We start from the raw sequence: 13159 nt of genomic DNA, 5'->3' as shown, positions 1-13159 counted from the left end.
CCCCAACCAAACATGTGAGCCAGACCTATGCCCCAGCCCGATACGGCGTCCGAGTCATCCCTGGTAGGGAGCATCATTGACAACAAGGTTCGGCTGGAAGCCATCCTGGGACAGGGTGGCATGGGTGCAGTGTATCGCGGCCGCCATCTGCTCCTGGAGCGGACCGTAGCCGTCAAAGTCCTGCGCCCGGAAATTCTGACGGTTGAAGGCTCACTCGAACGTTTCTTCCGGGAAGCACGCACGGCGGCTGCCACCGAACACCCCAACATCGTCACGGTTTATGATTTCGGCAAGCTTCCTGACGGCGGCGCTTACCTGATTCTGGAGTTTGTCGAGGGCAAGGGACTACGCCATATCCTGCTGGAACAGGGGGTACTGCCACCCCCGCTGGCGCTCCCGATTCTGCGCGAAGTCTGTGCCGCCGTTGAATTTGCCCACCGCCGCAACATCATCCACCGCGATCTCAAGCCGGACAACATCATGCTCAAGCGGCGGGATGACGGCAGCACCACGGTCAAGGTTCTCGACTTCGGGCTGGCCAAAACGCTCGAAGAGGCTGAAACCTCGTCGAGCATCACGCGCACAGGCGAGTTGGTCGGCACGCCGGCCTACATGTCACCCGAACATTGCAGCGGCGAGGACCTGGATGCGCGGTCTGATCTCTACAGTCTGGCCGTGATTGCCTACGAGATGCTGGTTGGGCAACCACCGTTTCGGGGGCGGGTTGCCGCCATTCTCACGGCGCAGATTCAGAAACCGCCAACGCCACTGCGTGAAGTCAATCCCGATCTGCCCCCGGCTTTGGAAGAAGCTGTCCTGGCGGCGCTGGCCAAAAAGCCTTCCGACCGCCCGGCCTCAGTGGCTGAATGGTGGAACCGGCTTGAAGCCGCGTATGTCGCAGCCTACGGTGCAAAGCCCAGCCCGACCATTCCGCTGTCCCTGCCGGCGCCAGCGCCATTCAAGGCACCAGATGGCAACATCGCCCCGGCGCAGGAGGTCCGTCCTTCCCGGGAAGCCACTCTCCAAAACAACAGCCTCCAATCGGCTGGAGCTGCACAAGTCTCCATGGAAGGGACAGCGGTTTTCGGAAAGCCATCAGACACGAACGAACAAGCTGCCCCATTGTCATCCCATCTGAGCCAGGCGGCTGCGCCTCCCACACCCAGAGCAGGCACGGGTACGCTGGCCATTGGCGCGGCGTCCACACCGGCGCCGGAGATGGTCACGGTTCAGACCGTGACCACGGCCAAGGCCCCCGAATCGCGCTCCAGGGCAGTTCAGCGGCTGGGTATTGTGGGCGGTATTTCGGCGGTGCTGCTTCTTGGGGTGCTGGCGGCAACAAGCTGGCTGCGTTCTGCCGCCCCGGTGACACCTCCCCTCGAAAAACCCGTTGTCACACCACCGGCTGCGACTGAACCACCCCCAGCCACCACGCCTGCCACCCCTCCATCAGCGGGAATTGCTCCAACGGCTCCACCATCGCTATCACCTGTACCTGCCGACCCGCCCGTGGAAACAGCTCCAGCGGCTTCACCAGTGGTATCCCCCCCTGCCCGTCGTCCAACGCCAGCCGCCGAAAGAGTCAGGGATGAAGCGGCCCGTCCCCCGCGTAGCAAGCCGGACGAAAACAGCAGCCTGCCCGCCCCTGTAGCGCGCCCAGCCCAACCACCCGCCGAAACACCCGCTCCCCCACCTTCCCGACCACCTGTGGAAACCACGCGCACGGAGCCGCCGCCCACACCTCGCGCAGAACCCAGCTCTGGAAGTACGCGCGCGCCACGCGCTGAGGAGCGGCAAGCTGAAAGGCGTGAGGAAAAGCGCGAAAAACGCCGTTTCTGGGAGGTCTGGAAGATACTGCGCGGCAAGGACGACAAGGACAAACGTCGTCCGCGTGACTGACAACCGCCATGCCCAGCCTGCTTGTCACCGGCGCAGCCGGATTGCTTGGCCGCCACGTTGCTGAAGCCTGCCACCAGCACTACGAGGTCATCGCTCTGCGCCGCTCCGAGCTGGACATCAGCGGCGCGGCAGCCGTGAAAGCCTGCCTTGAGCAGTACCGTCCGGCTGTCATCATCAACTGCGCCGCCATGACGAACGTGGATGCGTGTGAAACCGACCGCGCCGCCGCCTTTCTCTACAACGCGGATGGCCCCCGCCATCTGGCCGAAAACGCCAGGGCCATCGGGGCTTACTTCATCCATATCAGCACCGACTATGTCTTTGACGGCACCAGCCCACTTCCCTACCAGCCAACGAGTCCCCCCAACCCCATTTCGGTCTATGGCGCGTCCAAGCTGGCGGGAGAGCAGGCCGTGCACAGCGTTTCACCGGATTTCGCCGTCGTACGGGTAGCCGGGCTTTTTGGACGCGGCGGCAAGAACTTTGCCAGCGTGATCGGCGACCTGCTCACCCGTCCCGGCGTCGTCAAAGGCATCACCGACAACCGCATTCTTCCGAGCTACGCAGCCGACGTTGCTCTGTACCTGCGCTGTCTGGCGGAAGCCCGCGCTGGCGGGCTGTTTCATGCCGTCAGCGCCGGAGAACCCTGTAGCTGGTACGATTTTGCCGCTCTGGCACGTGCATGGCTCGGCTCCCGCGTCCAGGCCACACTGGTTGGGGTGACGGAAGCCGAGTTGCGTCGCCCGGCAAAGCGCCCGATGTCGTGCGTCCTGGCGCACTCGGCGGACGCTTCCCGTGGGCTGCCGGTACTGCGCGACTGGCGCGACGCTTTGGCTGAAAGTCTGGCAGTATGGAAAACCTGACCCTGACCGCCATTACCGGGCTGCGCGTCGGACACTTCACCGACACGCGCCGGCCGACCGGCTGTACCGTCGTGTGTTTCGACCGCCCGGCTGTAGCCGGCGTGGACGTGCGTGGCGGCGCGCCCGGCACCCGTGAAACGGATGTTCTGGCGCCGCTCAACCTCGTTGCCCAGGTGCACGCCATCGTTCTGGCCGGAGGCAGCGCCTTCGGTCTGGAAGCAGCGACCGGCGTCGTCCGCTACCTGCGGGAGCAGGGCGTTGGTTTTGACGTTGGTGTGGCGCGGGTGCCGATTGTCCCGGCGGCCATCCTGTTTGACCTGCACACCGGCGATCCGGCGATATATCCCGATGCTGAAGCGGGCTACCAGGCTTGCCTGGCCGCCACGACAGCTCCGGTTGCCGAAGGGAACGTTGGGGCCGGCGCAGGGGCAACGGTCGGCAAGCTGCTCGGTTTTGCCCGCGCCTCACGGGGCGGTATTGGCAGTTTTCAGCGCACGCTGCCCAACGGCGTGTGCGTCGCTGCCCTGCTGGCTGTCAATGCTGTCGGCGACGTCCGGCATCCTCAAACACAGCAGATCATCGCCGGCGCACGGCTGGAGGATGGCCGCTTTGCCGACCTTGCCGCATGCATCCGCGACGGACGCATCACCCGTTTTTCGCCGCTGCCGCCGGCCAGCCACACGACCATCGGGGTCGTGGCCACCAACGTTCCCCTTTCCAAGGTTGAACTCACAAAAGTCGCCCAGATGGCCCACGACGGGCTGGCCCGGACGATTTCGCCCGTCCACACCCCCTTCGACGGTGACACCCTCTTTGCTGTCTCCGTCGCCGCGCCTGACCTGCCGGCGACGGTAACGGATGTCGGCTGCCTGGGAACGCTTGCGGCGGAAGTCGTGGCTGAAGCGGTCGTGCGTGCCGTGACACCTGCGCCATCTCCGGCAGCACAGGTTGCGCCGGTCACAGCCCCGTGAAATCAATCCTCTCCTCCCCCCGTACTTTGTGTGTGAGGAACAGGGTTCATGCCCACTTGCGAAGGTATCGTGGCAGTTCTGGGCGCCAACGGCGGCACTGGACGGGAAGCTGTGGCGCGGTTGCAGCACTACGGCATCAAGGTGCGCGCCATTGCCCGGTCGGAAGCCAAACTAAAAGAAGTCGCCGGGCCGGGTGTTGAAACGGCCGTGGCGGATGTCCGGGACCCGGCCGGACTGGAAAACGCGCTGCGCGGTGTCCGGGCGGTCATCAACTGTGTTGGCACGCGCGTTGGCTTTGCCAATACGGGCAAGGGTCTCGCCGACTTCTTCGGTTTTGGTGAGGATGGCGCTGACGCCGTGGACAACCGTGGCACCGTCAATGTGCTGGAAGCGATGAAGCGGGTCGGCGCCGAACATATCGTCATCGTCACCTCGATGCTCATCAACCAACCGCTCAATCCGTTCAGCCTTATGATGAAGCCCTTTGGCGACATCCTCACGATGAAGGACAAGGCCGAAAAGGCCGTTCGTACGTCGGGACTGCGCTACACCATCGTGCGACCGGGCGGATTGACCAACCAGCCTCCGCTCCAGAAAGGCATCAGGGTGGCTCCGGCCGATGCCCTTTCGAGCGGTTCCATTCCACGTGCTGACGTGGCCGAAGTCTGCGTTCAGGCGCTGTGGACGGACACAGCCTACGGCAGGACACTGGAAATCGTTTCTGACGACACGCCTCCGGTCAGCGACTGGCGCGCCTTTTTTGCTTCCGTTCCGCCTGATGCCGTGGCAGTGCAGTCCGCTGTGGCGTCCAGCGTTTCCTGAAACCTGTGTTGCCTGTATTCAGGCTTTCAGAACCGTGATGGCCAGTTTGCCGTAATCGGCGGCCGTTACCTTGTGCAGCCCGGCAGCTTCAAAAAGCGCATCCAGCCTGGGGCGCGTGAAAAACGTCAGCCCGCCCATGGAAGACAGCGCCGCCCGTACGATGAGCGGTGGGTCGAGCTGGTTCATGACGAAGTACCGTCCGACTTCGGGTTGCAGGACGCGCCGCCCTTCCTTCAACACAGCCAGTGCATCGCGGTACTCATTGAGCGAGCCGCCGCAGGCAATGCCCCGCACCGTGGCCTCCGCCAGCGGCAGCGCGGACATATCTGCCCGCAGCCAGAGCATGGCTTCGGCGACGCCCTCACGGTTGGCGTAGGCGCGGGCTTCTTCCAGCATTGCCAGCGAAAGATCGATCCCAATTACAAGCGAAGCTGTCCGGCCCTGCTCCAGGAGTCGTTTGGCTATCGGGCGTCCGTAGTAGCCCGTCGAACAGGCGGCATCAAGCCATAGCCCGTCTTCGGCAAAAGTGGGTTCAAGGGCATCGAGCAGCAAGCCAATTTCGCGCGCCGGCGGAAATGCCTCCCCGGAAAGCAGCGACAGGGCGCGGGTTCGCCACAGGCGCTCATACACGGTTGCCGTCAGCTTCCACTGGCCCGTCAACTGGGCCAGCGTCAGCGCCGGGTGGCCCGTCGGCAGAAAATCGGCAATTCCATCCTGCAACGGATACCGGGCGCTGCACTGACGGCAGGAAAGCGTCCCGGTGCGGCGCACGCCTTCAAACTCACCTTCAAAGGCAAGGGCTTCGCCGGCACATACCGGGCAGCGCAGGGCGTGGAGCAGCGTCGTGAGCCGGGCGTTCACATTCAAACCTCGGCGTCAAAGGTGACGCTTACGAACGGGAATGCTTCAAACGCCGTGGCCAGCACCGCAGCGTTCAGTTCCCAGCAGTCGTTCCGGGTTACAACCGGCAGCCGTTGTTCCGGGCGTTGGCGTATCCGCGCTGCATAGGGATTGACCTGGTAAGCCGGTGGCGGCAGCGTGACACACGGTGTGACGGGCAGGTGCACAGGGGCGTCCCCGATGGGGACAAGTACCAGCTCGGCCGCAGTGCCGTGGGCCCGCCAGAAACTCACCACGTGGGGCAGATTGGACTCGGCGCGGGCATAGCGGCCGTGGCGGAAAAGGGGCCGTCGTGCCAGGTCCAGCAGCGCCTTGAAGTACGTCTGAAGGGCCACATCCGGCTTGTGGTGGTGCAGCGGCCAGATACGCTGAACGGGGATTTTTTCCGTGACGCCCTCCATCTGTCCCTGATGAATCAGAACGCCACCCGGCAGCAGGCACACCAGCGCTGCCGCGCGCCGATTGGCCAGCGGCGACAGACGCGCCGCCGCCCGTTCCTCATCGTGATTTTCGGTAAAGCGGAGCGTGTTTTTGAGAAAAAGTTCGGAGACCGAGCGCAGCCGTTCAGCCACAGCACGAGGCGCATCATGCGCCACGAGACAATCGAGCAGCCGCTTGTCGTAGGCGTAATCGAAACCCAGCGAGAGCAGTTTCAGCTCAGTGTCCCAGTAGGCCTCGGCAATCAGGACGAAATCGGGATTGGCGCGCTTGGCCGCTGCAATGGCTTCATCCCAGAACTCACCCGGCATGGCGCGGTCAAAGACTTCCTGGGGCAGTCGCGGATACCACTGCCGACGGATTTGGTCACGCAGCAGCAGCATAGCCATGTCACATCGGACGCCATCGCACATGGTCGCCAGCCGAACAAGCGTGTCGCGCATGTGGGCGCGTGTGCCAGCCACGGTGTAATCAAGCTGCACGGTATCTTCCCAACCGGCAAAGTGGGGGTCTTTGCCATGCGCCAGACAGCGCCCTGATGGATGCCAGTAGTAATCATCCCGGTATTCATCGCGCCACTCCGGGTTGCTGTGCATGAAGTATTCCGGGTGCGTCAGAATGAGCGGCGTATCACGGGCAAAGTGATTGGGGATGAAATCGAGCACCAGCCGCAGCCCATGGCGGTGAGCGCGCCGGCGGAGCGCCGCAAAATCCGCTTCGTCGCCAAGCTCCGGGTTGAAATGGTAGTCACTGATGGCGTAGGGCGAGCCGACAAAGTCCGGGGCATGGCGCTTTGACATCATCACCCCTTCGGGGCCGATGGCCCACACGCCCATCAGCCACAGGGTATCGAAGCCAAGCGCAGCATACTCCTCCAACTGGCTCTCGCTGATGTCGGCAAAGCGTTGCCCGTTGAGGCGGGCATTGATTTCATACAAAAGCATCGCTCACCACGATGAAGAAGCAGAATCGGGACGCGGGCGGGGGGATGCGGCCGACGATAAACAAAGTCAGCCCTGGCCGCTACTGCTTTTGTGCCATAAGCCAGTCAAAAGCGGCTTTGGCCACAGTAGCGCCGTCACCGAAAGCCGTCGAAAGGCTCGACAGCAGCGGTCGCGTTGTATCGCCACAGGCCCAGACGCCGGGACAGGAGGTTGCCCCGTGGCGGTCCGTGATGAGATAGCCTTCGGCGTCACGCTCTACCTGGCCGGCAACGGGTTCGGTCGCCGGCACAACTCCCAGCGCCAGAAAGACGCCAGACACCGGGATGACCTGCTGACGCGGGGCTTCACCCGGTGCGCTGCGCTCCACGATGACGCGCTCAACCTGTTGGCTTCCCTCAATGGCAAGCAGCCGCGTGTGCGTCATGACGCGAATCCGTGGATGCGTCAACACGCGATCGCGGTAGAGAGGACGCGCCCGAAACGTCCCGGAGCGATGCACGAGTGTCACCCGACAACCGGCTTCATCGAGGATGAGGGACTCTTCAAATGCACCGTCCCCGCCGCCGACAATGATGACTTCCCGGCCGGCGTAGCGCCCCTTGTCGCGGGTGGCTGAGGTACTCACCCCGCGGCCGGCAAACTCGCGCTCGCCGGGGATGCCCAACCGGCGCTTGCGGACGCCAAGCGCCAGCACCAGAGCGCGTCCGGTGAGGGTTTCCGTCTCATTGACGACGACCTTCCGGGCGGCACAATCCACCTGCGTCACCAAGGCATTTGTCCGAAAACGTATGCCTTCGCGTATGAGGTGAATTGTCAGCCGCTCGGCAATGTCCGTGCCAACGAGTCCGTAAAATCCCGGACAGTCCACCGACTGGTTGTAGCTGCGCAGCAACTGCCCGCCCAGTTGGGAACCGGCTTCCAGCAGCAGCGGGTCCAGCCCCAGCCGCTTGCCCCACAGGGCGGCGGCAATGCCGGCCGGGCCACCGCCCACAATCAGCAGGTCAGACCGTGCACCGCTATCCATTGTGAGATTCCCTGACGCAGCTCAGTCGGCGAGCAGCAGCTTGGCAATCGTGTTGAGCTGCATAAACGATGTGCCCTCGTAAATCTTTCCGATCTTGGAGTCGCGGAAGTATTTTTCGACCGGATACTCTTTGGTGAAGCCGTAGCCGCCGAAAATTTCGACGACCTGGGAAGTGACACTCTCCGCCACCTGTGACGCAAACCATTTCGTCATGGCGGCTTCCTTGACGAAGGGCTGTCCGGCATCCCGCAGGCGGGCAGCATTGTACACCATCAGGCGCGCAGCCTCGATGTGCGTGGCCAGTTCGGCAATCTGGTGCTGAATGGCCTGAAAATCGGCAATGCGTTTGCCAAACTGCACCCGCTCCTTGGCATAGCGGATGCCGTGCTCCAGCGCGCCGGCAGCTACACCAACCATTTGCGCACCGATGCCAATTCGCCCTTCGTTCAACGTTTCGATGGCGACCTTGTAGCCCTTGCCAACCTCTCCCAGAACATTTGACTTTGGCACGCGGCAGTTTTCCAGAATCAGCTCACAGGTCGAGGACGCCCGGATGCCCAGCTTGTTTTCCTTCTTGCCGACGGAAAAGCCCGGCATGTCGCGTTCGACCAGAAAGGCCGTGATGCCTTTGTAGCCAGCTTCCGGGTTGACCGTCGCAAAGACAATGAACAGCCCGGCTTCGGCGGCATTCGTAATCCAGAGCTTGCGTCCGGTGAGTTCCCAGAAGTCACCCTTGTCCACGGCGCGGCAGCTCAGGGCAAAGGCATCGCTGCCGGAACCGGCTTCAGAAAGGGCATACGAGGCCAGCATGTTTGTAGCCAGTTTGGGCAGGTATTGCCTTTTCTGCTCCGGCGTTCCCCAGCGTAGCAGCGCATTGTTGACGAGCGTGTTCTGGACATCCACGATGACCGCCGCCGAGGCGTCCACCTTGCCCAGTTCCTCAACAGCGAGCGTGGCCATGAAAAACGTTCCGCCCGACCCTTCGTACTCGACCGGAATCTCAATGCCCATCAGACCCAGTTCAAAACACTGCTTGAGAAGCGCAGGTTCAAAGACGCCTTCTTCATCCATGCGGGCCACATGCGGACGGATGCGTTCACGGGCAAAATCGGCAACACTGTCACGAAACATGCGCTCATCTTCGGAAAGGGTGGTCAGCGCGGGGACAGGTGACGCCACCGGAACAGGTGCAGCAGCAGACATCGCAGAACTCCTTGATTTGACAAATGTGAGGTAAGCAACGTTTTTCCTGTATAACACGGCCGGTCGGAAAACCGAATCAGAGTGTGAAAGTTCATCCCAGGACGTACTGGTTGTGCCTGGCCGATGGCTGATGACTTGCTTGGCTTCATGCCTCACGGCATCATGGCGGTCGGCTTTGGTCAGGCAGGGCCTTTACAACTCCCCCAAGGCCACAAAGGAGACGACATGACACCCGACGGCCCGGTTGCCATCATGGTGCGGCTTACGGCTCGCCCAGGCTGTGAGGATAAGGTCTGGGGTGCGGTCAGCGCGCTCATCGAACCCATCCGCCAGCATCCTCACTGCCTCTACTATGACTTCCACGTGCGGGCTGATGACCCAGCCAGTTTTGTGTCCTATGAAGTGTGGACCAGCTTGGAAAACTTCCGTACCCACCTTGCCTCTCCCTTCATCGCTGCCCTCCAGGAATCGGCCCGGGAACTGCTTGAACATCCACTTGCCTACGACATCCTGTACAGCGTCAGGCCGGCCAGGGCGGGTGAGACCGTTCCTTTCGCAGAAGGAACCGAGCCGTCGTGAATCCCCAGGTCTATGTGGCCAAGCAGCATCTGTACAAATACCGGCAGGCGCTTTTGCGGACGCTGCGCGAAGTGACCGCCCGGGACATCACACTTCCATCCATCTTTGAGCCAGCCATGAGCTACACCGACAGTTGGCATGAAGTCGGTGAGCTGGCCCTGCTGGTGTGGCAGTTGAGCGCGCTGGCCAGTGACCGTTTCGACGCCCATCCCCAGTGGGAGGCCGTCGCCAACGAGACGATGCGCTTTCTGGCGGAACACTGCGCCGGTTGCGGAAAACGGCTGGACGTGCTGGCCGTGCGTTTCTGCCCGGACTGTCTGACGACGCTCGACGCACCGCTCCGCTATGCACTCCAGGACAGTGAAGTTGCCCGGCAGATTGCAGCCTACCTTGCCGACCAGAACCCCACAAATGGCGAAGACGATGCCTGACGGCAGAGGGGCACGTATCCTGCCGGCGATGGAGGTCTGACGCGCTGGATTGCCATGAAACGACCAGTTCAGGACCCCCGCACGGGGCGCTTCACCTATGCTGAAACCCCTGTCCCACGTCTGGCGCCGGGCGGCGCGGTGATTCGCGTCAGCCAGTGCCTGCTGCACGCCGCCGCGACGCTGGCGGCAAATGAAAGGCCGGCCGCGTCTGAAGCGCGCACCGGCACGGAAACGACGGCGCTGGCGCCGGCAGCCAAGCCTGGACTCGTCCGTCGGGTGTGGTCTTCCTTTCGGCAGGCAGGCTTCAAAAAGGCTTACGAAACCTTCGTCACGCGCAAGGTGACGCTCTTCAGCATCGAGCACGGCGGCGTCGGCGTCATCACGGCCGTTGCACCCCGCAGTGGCTTCCAGATTGGACAGCGGGTGGCCTGGGTTGGCTACGGGCAGGACCTTCCGGGCCCGCTGGTTTTTGTCGCCACGAACCGCCTGGTGGCCATCCCGGAAGACGTGCCCGACGATCTGGCACTGCTGGCGCTTCCGGGCGGCATTGCCTGGCGGGCCGTTGAGGCGGCTGAAGTGCGTCTGGGACTGCCGGTAGGCGTCGGCGGGCAAAACCTGGCCGGACGACTGGCGCGTGGGCTGTGCCAGCTTGCCGGAGCCGACCTCTGTGACCTGAACGCCGCGCCGCCCCGTGCGCAACGCCTCCCGGTGTTGATTGTCACCGACACAGCCGCCGCCGAACGCCTGACGCCGTGGCTTTCCAGTCTGGCCCAGCCACAGGCGCGCCTGATTGCCAGCCTGCCGATGCTGCCCGAAGCGGCCTGGGCCGCCTGTCGCGCCCAGGAAATGCAGATACAGTTTACCTGGTTTGGCGGACGCGGTGAGCAGGACCCGCTGGCGACGGCAGCCTCACCTCTTCCAGCCATGGAGTCCTTTCTGCGTTTTGTGACGGCACTGCCTCCGCCGGGACGCCCGGACATCGAGCGCCATGACTTCGATGCCATTGATGCCGCCGTACGGGAGATGCTCCGCACCGACGCCGCGCCGGGCCGGGCCGTGGCCGTCACCTATCCGGCCACGGTTGAGGGAAGTCCAACCGTCCGGTTCGATGTCGGCGTTGCGCGCCCCAAACTCAGCGGCATGGTCGGGCTGGCCGTGATTGCCGACACCGGACAGGAGGCGCTGCGGGAACTCATCCCTTCCAGACAGGTTCGCGTGACGGGCGTTGTGGCACCCACCCCGGAAAAGGCACGGCAGCTTGTGAAAGCCTTCGATGCCGAATACGGCACGAATGACGTGTCGCCCCTGGGTTCTGACGGCAAAACCGACGTGGTGCTGTTGGGACGCACCGGAGACGCCTTTCGTCTTGCCTGTGAGGTTTTGCAGGGTCGGCTGCCGCTTTTTCTGACCCAGTTGCCTGCGGATGAGGAAAGCGAACTGGAGGAAGTGTTCCGGCTGGCCATGGCGCAGGACGTACCGCTGATGATTGGCTTTGCCCGGCTGACGACGCCGGCTTTTGCCGAATTGAAACGGCTGTACACAAATGCTCCGTCCTGGCTGCGGTATGACTTCCACGCCACCTGCCCGGCACCTTCTGCCGAGGCGACATTCCGGCTGGCTGAAGCCATTCTGCTGGCGATGAGCTTCACCGACAGCGTCCCGGAGCGGCTCTATGCTCAGGAAGTCAGTTATGAACGCCTGACGACGCTTGCCCTGACGCTGGCACTCGCCGACGGGAGCAGCGTTCACATCAGCGCCACGTTCGGGGCAGAAAGCCCGCGTGAACGGCTGGCCGTCCAAACACCGGCTGGCTACCTTGAGCGCGAAGACCTTACGCCGTCACCTGCCAGCCAGCGGGCTTGTTTCGAGGGTTTTCTCCGGGACTTGGCCGAGGGGCGGGCCCCCACCTTCCCAGTCATCCGCCTGCAGCAGGCCGTCCGAACGGCGCTGCGCAGCCGCGACTCCCTGGCCTTTGGCACGGTCATCGGCCTGTCGGCGGCAGGTTAGGCCGTGTTTCTAGGAAGAGGAAGGCTTGGCGCGCCGTGAACGGCTTTTCTTCAGTGGCGGGGCATCAGCGGCCTTGACAATCCGTGGTTGGGGAGCCGCCGGTGCCGGTTTGACATCTGGCGTCTCCGGTGCTGCCGGAGACGCCTTGGGGGTAGAAGCGGCTGACGTCGCCGGCGCGGAAGCGGCAGCAGAAGGACGTTTGACAGCTTCAGGGACAAGCGTCGGCGGGTCGTCTTCCTCCGGGTGCGCAGTCTCAGTGCCAGTTGTTCCAAAGCTGCGGATGGCGGCTTCCTCGTCCGTCCAGATGTCAAACACGCTGTCCAGCTTGGAAACGGTGAGAATTTGCCGCACAGCCTGCGATGGATTGAGCAGTTTGAGCTTGCCACCGGCGCGTTCCGCATGGTGATAGCACTCGATGAGTGCCCCAACGCCGGTGCTGCTGATGTAGCTCACGCCACGCAGGTCAATGAGAAAGTTGGTGTGGCCGGAGGCAATGAGGTCATCCACGCGCGTGGTCAGTTCTTCCTGCGCCGTACTGGGGGCAAGGCGTCCCACGACTTCCAGGACACACACACCGTTGACCTTTTTTTCCAGACGGTAACGTGTCGGACGCCGGGCAATCGGGCGTCCTGCTCCGCTGTCGCTTTCAGAAGATTTCATGACTTGCGTGCCGTTGGGGAGAACTGGGAACGCCCCTGTTCGGCTCTTGAAAAGCTTGGCTGGTTGCTCGCTTGTGTACTGCTACACTAGCGAGCGTAATGCGCTGGGTCAACCTTTTCAGCAGGAAAAAGGCGTCGGTGAACCCGCCGCAGCGCCCTGGACAGAGAAAACAGCGAGGGCGCCAGCCTGCCGACTCGCGCCCTGCCCACATTCCACCGTACCGTTGAGGTCGCTACTTGGACTCTTTGTACTCCACGTGCCGCCGCACAATGGGGTCATACTTTTTCAGCACGAGACGCTCACTGGTGTTCTGCTTGTTCTTTTCCGTGTAGTAGCAATGTGAACTGGCTGAACTCTGCAACTTGATGTTGATGCGCTTGCTTGCCTTTGCCATAGGGCGGGACCTCCTTTCGGTGCC

The 13159-nt window shown here is 63.0% G+C and carries 13 protein-coding genes; 7 read left to right on the top strand and 6 right to left on the bottom strand.

Going from position 1 to position 13159, the window contains the following annotated elements; all coding sequences use genetic code 11:
* Window positions 1-27: 27 nt before the first annotated feature.
* The 4 genes from CABTHER_RS15520 to CABTHER_RS04125 are packed head-to-tail and all read left to right on the top strand — an operon-like array spanning window position 28 to window position 4555.
* Window positions 28-1899, top strand: a complete 1872-nt coding sequence (locus tag CABTHER_RS15520) for a serine/threonine-protein kinase (RefSeq protein ID WP_014099334.1) — start codon at window positions 28-30, stop codon at window positions 1897-1899.
* A gap of 8 nt (window positions 1900-1907) precedes the next feature.
* Entirely contained in the window at window positions 1908-2762 is an 855-nt protein-coding gene (gene rfbD, locus CABTHER_RS04135) for a dTDP-4-dehydrorhamnose reductase (RefSeq protein WP_014099333.1), read from the top strand.
* Window positions 2750-3733, top strand: coding sequence for a P1 family peptidase (locus CABTHER_RS04130; RefSeq protein ID WP_014099332.1), 984 nt, complete (start codon window positions 2750-2752; stop codon window positions 3731-3733). The genes rfbD and CABTHER_RS04130 overlap by 13 nt, the downstream gene beginning before the upstream one ends.
* Window positions 3734-3781: 48 nt before the next feature.
* Window positions 3782-4555, top strand: coding sequence for an SDR family oxidoreductase (locus tag CABTHER_RS04125; RefSeq protein WP_014099331.1), 774 nt, complete (start codon window positions 3782-3784; stop codon window positions 4553-4555).
* Between the two features lie 18 nt (window positions 4556-4573).
* On the opposite strand, the gene CABTHER_RS15515 is transcribed toward CABTHER_RS04125, so the two are convergent.
* The 4 genes from CABTHER_RS15515 to CABTHER_RS04105 all read right to left on the bottom strand — a co-directional run bounded on the left by CABTHER_RS15515 (window position 4574) and on the right by CABTHER_RS04105 (window position 9064).
* A complete protein-coding gene (locus tag CABTHER_RS15515) occupies window positions 4574-5416 on the bottom strand; it encodes a methyltransferase domain-containing protein (RefSeq protein ID WP_049787462.1) in 843 nt (280 codons plus the stop codon).
* Window positions 5417-5418: 2 nt separating this feature from the next.
* Window positions 5419-6837, bottom strand: a complete 1419-nt coding sequence (locus CABTHER_RS04115; RefSeq protein ID WP_014099329.1) for an alpha-amylase family glycosyl hydrolase — start codon at window positions 6835-6837, stop codon at window positions 5419-5421.
* A 79-nt stretch (window positions 6838-6916) separates the two neighbouring features.
* Window positions 6917-7861, bottom strand: coding sequence for an NAD(P)/FAD-dependent oxidoreductase (locus tag CABTHER_RS04110; RefSeq protein ID WP_014099328.1), 945 nt, complete (start codon window positions 7859-7861; stop codon window positions 6917-6919).
* Window positions 7862-7882: 21 nt separating this feature from the next.
* Window positions 7883-9064 (bottom strand): acyl-CoA dehydrogenase, encoded by a 1182-nt coding sequence (locus CABTHER_RS04105; RefSeq protein WP_014099327.1) that lies wholly within the window; start codon window positions 9062-9064, stop codon window positions 7883-7885.
* Between the two features lie 225 nt (window positions 9065-9289).
* On the opposite strand from CABTHER_RS04105, the gene CABTHER_RS15510 reads away from it, so the two are divergent.
* The 3 genes from CABTHER_RS15510 to CABTHER_RS04090 are packed head-to-tail and all read left to right on the top strand — an operon-like array spanning window position 9290 to window position 12081.
* A complete protein-coding gene (locus tag CABTHER_RS15510; RefSeq protein WP_187288415.1) occupies window positions 9290-9643 on the top strand; it encodes a putative quinol monooxygenase in 354 nt (117 codons plus the stop codon).
* A complete protein-coding gene (locus CABTHER_RS04095; RefSeq protein ID WP_014099325.1) occupies window positions 9640-10074 on the top strand; it encodes a hypothetical protein in 435 nt (144 codons plus the stop codon). Before CABTHER_RS15510 ends, CABTHER_RS04095 begins: the two co-directional genes overlap by 4 nt.
* 54 nt (window positions 10075-10128) lie before the next feature.
* Window positions 10129-12081 carry a dehydrogenase-like protein gene (locus CABTHER_RS04090; RefSeq protein WP_014099324.1) on the top strand — a complete coding sequence of 651 codons (1953 nt, stop codon included), beginning with the start codon at window positions 10129-10131 and terminating at the stop codon, window positions 12079-12081.
* A 9-nt stretch (window positions 12082-12090) separates the two neighbouring features.
* Here CABTHER_RS04090 and CABTHER_RS04085 read toward each other — a convergent pair whose 3' ends face one another.
* Both CABTHER_RS04085 and rpmG read right to left on the bottom strand, forming a co-directional pair.
* Entirely contained in the window at window positions 12091-12741 is a 651-nt protein-coding gene (locus CABTHER_RS04085) for an STAS domain-containing protein (protein ID WP_014099323.1), read from the bottom strand.
* A 232-nt stretch (window positions 12742-12973) separates the two neighbouring features.
* Complete coding sequence (gene rpmG / locus CABTHER_RS04080) at window positions 12974-13135, bottom strand: 50S ribosomal protein L33 (RefSeq protein ID WP_014099322.1); 162 nt, start codon at window positions 13133-13135, stop codon at window positions 12974-12976.
* Window positions 13136-13159: the final 24 nt, after the last annotated feature.

Source organism: Chloracidobacterium thermophilum B, from assembly GCF_000226295.1.
GTDB classification, from domain to species: Bacteria; Acidobacteriota; Blastocatellia; order Chloracidobacteriales; family Chloracidobacteriaceae; genus Chloracidobacterium; species Chloracidobacterium thermophilum.
Note: the sequence above shows the minus strand (reverse complement) of the source record. Positions and strands in the feature narration are given on the sequence as shown.

Bases quoted from the DNA above. Each gene is read 5' to 3' on its own strand.
- CABTHER_RS15520 (WP_014099334.1), top strand. From the start codon at position 28: ATGCCCCAGCCCGATACGGCGTCCGAGTCATCCCTGGTAGGGAGCATC.
- rfbD (WP_014099333.1), top strand. From the start codon at position 1,908: ATGCCCAGCCTGCTTGTCACCGGCGCAGCCGGATTGCTTGGCCGCCAC.
- CABTHER_RS04130 (WP_014099332.1), top strand. From the start codon at position 2,750: ATGGAAAACCTGACCCTGACCGCCATTACCGGGCTGCGCGTCGGACAC.
- CABTHER_RS04125 (WP_014099331.1), top strand. From the start codon at position 3,782: ATGCCCACTTGCGAAGGTATCGTGGCAGTTCTGGGCGCCAACGGCGGC.
- CABTHER_RS04115 (WP_014099329.1), bottom strand. From the start codon at position 6,837: ATGCTTTTGTATGAAATCAATGCCCGCCTCAACGGGCAACGCTTTGCC.
- CABTHER_RS04110 (WP_014099328.1), bottom strand. From the start codon at position 7,861: ATGGATAGCGGTGCACGGTCTGACCTGCTGATTGTGGGCGGTGGCCCG.
- CABTHER_RS04105 (WP_014099327.1), bottom strand. From the start codon at position 9,064: ATGTCTGCTGCTGCACCTGTTCCGGTGGCGTCACCTGTCCCCGCGCTG.
- CABTHER_RS15510 (WP_187288415.1), top strand. From the start codon at position 9,290: ATGACACCCGACGGCCCGGTTGCCATCATGGTGCGGCTTACGGCTCGC.
- CABTHER_RS04090 (WP_014099324.1), top strand. From the start codon at position 10,129: ATGAAACGACCAGTTCAGGACCCCCGCACGGGGCGCTTCACCTATGCT.
- CABTHER_RS04085 (WP_014099323.1), bottom strand. From the start codon at position 12,741: ATGAAATCTTCTGAAAGCGACAGCGGAGCAGGACGCCCGATTGCCCGG.
- rpmG (WP_014099322.1), bottom strand. From the start codon at position 13,135: ATGGCAAAGGCAAGCAAGCGCATCAACATCAAGTTGCAGAGTTCAGCC.